This is a genomic window from Microcystis sp. M53602_WE12 (assembly GCF_030065455.1).
In the GTDB taxonomy this organism is placed as follows: Bacteria; Cyanobacteriota; Cyanobacteriia; order Cyanobacteriales; family Microcystaceae; genus Microcystis; species Microcystis aeruginosa.
In genome coordinates this window covers 1-3,193 of the sequence record NZ_JASJFB010000064.1, presented here as the reverse complement: position 1 = coordinate 3,193, position 3,193 = coordinate 1, and the positions used below count along the sequence as shown (strand labels likewise).

The 3,193-nt window shown below is 37.3% G+C and carries 6 protein-coding genes; all 6 read left to right on the top strand.

From position 1 onward, the window contains the following. The first annotated feature begins 318 nt into the window (after window positions 1–318). The 6 genes from PX482_RS02825 (at window position 319) to PX482_RS02800 (ending at window position 3,004) form a co-directional block, all read left to right on the top strand. Entirely contained in the window at window positions 319–861 is a 543-nt protein-coding gene (locus tag PX482_RS02825) for an REP-associated tyrosine transposase (RefSeq protein WP_079205648.1), read from the top strand. 535 nt (window positions 862–1,396) lie between these two features. Continuing rightward, complete coding sequence (locus tag PX482_RS02820) at window positions 1,397–1,744, top strand: Tse2 family ADP-ribosyltransferase toxin (protein WP_002763055.1); 348 nt, start codon at window positions 1,397–1,399, stop codon at window positions 1,742–1,744. 8 nt (window positions 1,745–1,752) lie between these two features. Next, complete coding sequence (locus tag PX482_RS02815; protein WP_104396060.1) at window positions 1,753–2,097, top strand: hypothetical protein; 345 nt, start codon at window positions 1,753–1,755, stop codon at window positions 2,095–2,097. A gap of 12 nt (window positions 2,098–2,109) precedes the next feature. Further along, complete coding sequence (locus PX482_RS02810; RefSeq protein ID WP_288026498.1) at window positions 2,110–2,289, top strand: hypothetical protein; 180 nt, start codon at window positions 2,110–2,112, stop codon at window positions 2,287–2,289. Window positions 2,290–2,375: 86 nt separating this feature from the next. Then, window positions 2,376–2,669, top strand: coding sequence for a nucleotidyltransferase family protein (locus PX482_RS02805; protein WP_002768612.1), 294 nt, complete (start codon window positions 2,376–2,378; stop codon window positions 2,667–2,669). Next, complete coding sequence (locus tag PX482_RS02800; RefSeq protein WP_002763044.1) at window positions 2,666–3,004, top strand: HepT-like ribonuclease domain-containing protein; 339 nt, start codon at window positions 2,666–2,668, stop codon at window positions 3,002–3,004. Before PX482_RS02805 ends, PX482_RS02800 begins: the two co-directional genes overlap by 4 nt. Window positions 3,005–3,193 lie beyond the last annotated feature (189 nt).

Sequence of the window (3,193 nt, the reverse complement as noted above, 5' to 3'; positions counted from 1 at the left end):
TAGCTCAGCATCCCTATAAAACTCAAATCTTGGACTTCCATTCCTGCAAAACCCAATGGGCAACTCGTTCACTCTATTTTGAGGGACAGAAGCGAAATCAATTCTGTATCCTACACTACCGTTTGAATTTGGAATTGCTGACGGTAATTGCTATGATTACTATATGATTTAAAAAAGAGCGATCATATCGTTTCATAGTTTCGTAGGTTGGGTGGAGGAACGAAACCCAACAAATCCACCAGTTATGCTTTGTTGGGTTTTCCTTTGGTCAATCCAACCGACAAGGGGGATTATGCGCCAGAATAATCAATATTTATTATGCAGTATCGAAGGGCAAAAATTGAGGGAGGAACTTACTTTTTTACCCTTGTCACTCACAAGCGTAAAAAATTCTTGTGCGAACCAGAAAATATCTCCCTCTTGCGAGAAGCATTTCGCTACGTTATGCAACGTCACCCATTCACAATCGATGCCATTGTCATTTTACCCGACCACCTGCACTGCATTTGGACTTTACCCGAAGGTGATGCCAATTTTTCCACTCGTTGGCGTTTAATAAAAAGCTATTTTAGTCGTAACTGCGATTCACAATATCACGGAAAAATGACTACTTCGAGAGAGAATAAAAAAGAACAAACTATCTGGCAAAGACGGTTCTGGGAACACTTAATCAAAAACGAGCAAGATTTCATTTGTCATGTAGATTACATCCATTATAATCCCGTAAAACATCGATTAGTTAATGCTCCTTCAGCTTGGGAATATTCCAGTTTTCACCGTTATGTTCAACAAGAAATCTATCAGATTGACTGGGGCGCAAATGAAGAAATCATCTTTCCGACGCAGGTTGGCTATGAATAGAGCGATCGCATTGTTTCCTAGGTTGGGTCATCGGAACGAAACCCAACACCCAACACCTAAATCCGTCTGAATCTTTTTGTTGGGTTTCCTTGGATCTATTGTTGGGTTTCGTGCCCAACCTACGGTAGTTTGCTTGGGTGTATTGTTGGGTTTCGTGCCTCAACCCAACCTACAAAACTGTAGGTTGGGTTGAGCGAATAAATATGTTAAAGAAAACCTCTCAATTCTCAGGAAAAGCGCAACCCAACACCCAAAATCTAAATCTGTCTGAATCTTTTTTTTGGGTTTCCTTGGGTCTGTTGTTGGGTTTCCTTACGTCAACCCAACCTACTTTGGTTTCCTTGGGTCAACCCAATCGACGATAATTGCTATGATTACTATAATCCGTAGTCGTGGTGTTTTATATGCCCAATTAAAACAAACCGAAAAAGCAAAAATTGACCTAGAACAAGCAGCTATAATATTCTACCAGCAGGATAATATGGCAACTTATGAAAAGGTGATGCAACTTTTACGCGAATTAGGGAGGTGACAAATGATAAAAACACCCGTTGATTTATACCGTAGAGGTAATGCTACATCTCCCAGAATGGATCATGTTCGTCCTAACAAAGATATTGCTATCTATGAAAATAATGGGCAAATATGGGTAAAAGAAACCCTTGTTGATGGACAAACACCGGGGGGAATTTCGACCTTTTCCGTTCAGGGAATAGGAAACAACTGGTGGAAACTAGATCGGGGAATTTCTATTCCCAGTGAGCTAGAATTAATTAATGATCGAGGTAATCACTGGTTATGGAAACCCTTATTTCCCATGTCAATAGAAACCTATCAACAAGCCTTAAGGGTAATTGGTGAATTTTTTTATCGTGTAAGTTGAGGTAAACTATGAAAACTCTATCATTTAAAGACATCCAATTTATTATCGAAGCTCTCGAATCCCTTCTCAAAAATTATAGTGACCGTATTCAACAAATAGAAGCTCTCGAAAACTATGAAGATGAAATTTCAGACTTAAGTAATGATTCTCTATTTTTACAAGAATTAATTACTGACTTACAAAATCAACAAACACAAGAATTGGCTCTACTTGTGCCGGAATTTGATTTGCAAAAAATGACTTTACAAACATTAATTAAACAAGGAAAAAACCTGTCAATTGAGGAAAAATTAATCTTAGTGGAATCTCTAACTTCATCAATCCGCGAAGAATATAATCTAATGCGAACCTGAAATGAGAAATCAATGATTACTTATTTAGCCATCGTTCATAAGGTCCGTAGTCGTGGTCTTTTATATGCCCAATTAAAACAAACCGAAAAAGCAAAAATTGACCTACAACAAGCAGCTATAATATTCTACCAACAGAATATTATGGCAACTGATGAAAAGGTGATGCAATTTTTGCAGCAATTAGGGCAATAAGTGGGGGGGTGAGTTATCAGTATTTAGTTTTTTCTAGTCTAGTCTGTTAATTGTTCATTAAAAACCTTCGGGAGGGATGTTATTTTATGACCTTAAAACAACTCATACAAGACAAACGAGAGGATATCCTACAAATTGCCACCAAACATGGTGCTTTTAATGTGCGTGTATTTGGTTCCGTTGCTAGAGGAGAGGAAACCGAAAATAGTGATATTGATTTTTTAATTGATTATGATTTAGCTAAAACATCCCCTTGGTTTCCCGGTGGATTATTAGTTGATTTAGAGGCTCTCTTAGGGTGTAAAGTGGATGTAGTAACTGAAAAAAGCCTTCATCATCTAATTAAACAGCGAATCTTAAAGGAGGCAATTAAGTTATGAATGAAGATCGAGTTTATCTTGAATATATTTTAGACTGTATTGATAAAATTAAGGACTATTCCCAAGGAGGAAAACAGGAGTTTTTTGCTAATTCAATAATCAGCGATGCTATCATTAGACGCTTACAAACTTTGGCAGAATCAACTCAAAGGCTTTCGGAGGAATTAAAGGCAAATATTCCCAATGTTGACTGGCGTAATATTTCTGGTTTTAGGAATATTTTAGTACATGATTATTTAGGGGGAATTGACCTTAATACAGTTTGGGAGGTGGTAGAGAATTATTTGGATGATTTAAGAGAACAGATTTTAAGGCATCTAGAATCAGTTTCTTAGGTTGGGTTGAGCGAATAAATAAGTAGGTAGGCGTTAAAAGTTGTCAGACACCCCCCTTATCAAGCTATCCCTTATAGGGATCTTTCTTAACAATTTTTGCAGTAAGCACTCCAACCCTTATCCTGACTTGATTTCAGTTTTTTCTTTGTCAGTAAGGGTGTCAACAAGGAATATTACAAATTGTTAACC

Excerpts from the sequence above, each read along its gene's own strand:
- PX482_RS02810 (WP_288026498.1), top strand. The coding sequence starts at position 2,110 with ATGATTACTTATTTAGCCATCGTTCATAAGGTCCGTAGTCGTGGTCTT.
- PX482_RS02820 (WP_002763055.1), top strand. The coding sequence starts at position 1,397 with ATGATAAAAACACCCGTTGATTTATACCGTAGAGGTAATGCTACATCT.
- PX482_RS02800 (WP_002763044.1), top strand. The coding sequence starts at position 2,666 with ATGAATGAAGATCGAGTTTATCTTGAATATATTTTAGACTGTATTGAT.
- PX482_RS02825 (WP_079205648.1), top strand. The coding sequence starts at position 319 with ATGCAGTATCGAAGGGCAAAAATTGAGGGAGGAACTTACTTTTTTACC.
- PX482_RS02815 (WP_104396060.1), top strand. The coding sequence starts at position 1,753 with ATGAAAACTCTATCATTTAAAGACATCCAATTTATTATCGAAGCTCTC.
- PX482_RS02805 (WP_002768612.1), top strand. The coding sequence starts at position 2,376 with ATGACCTTAAAACAACTCATACAAGACAAACGAGAGGATATCCTACAA.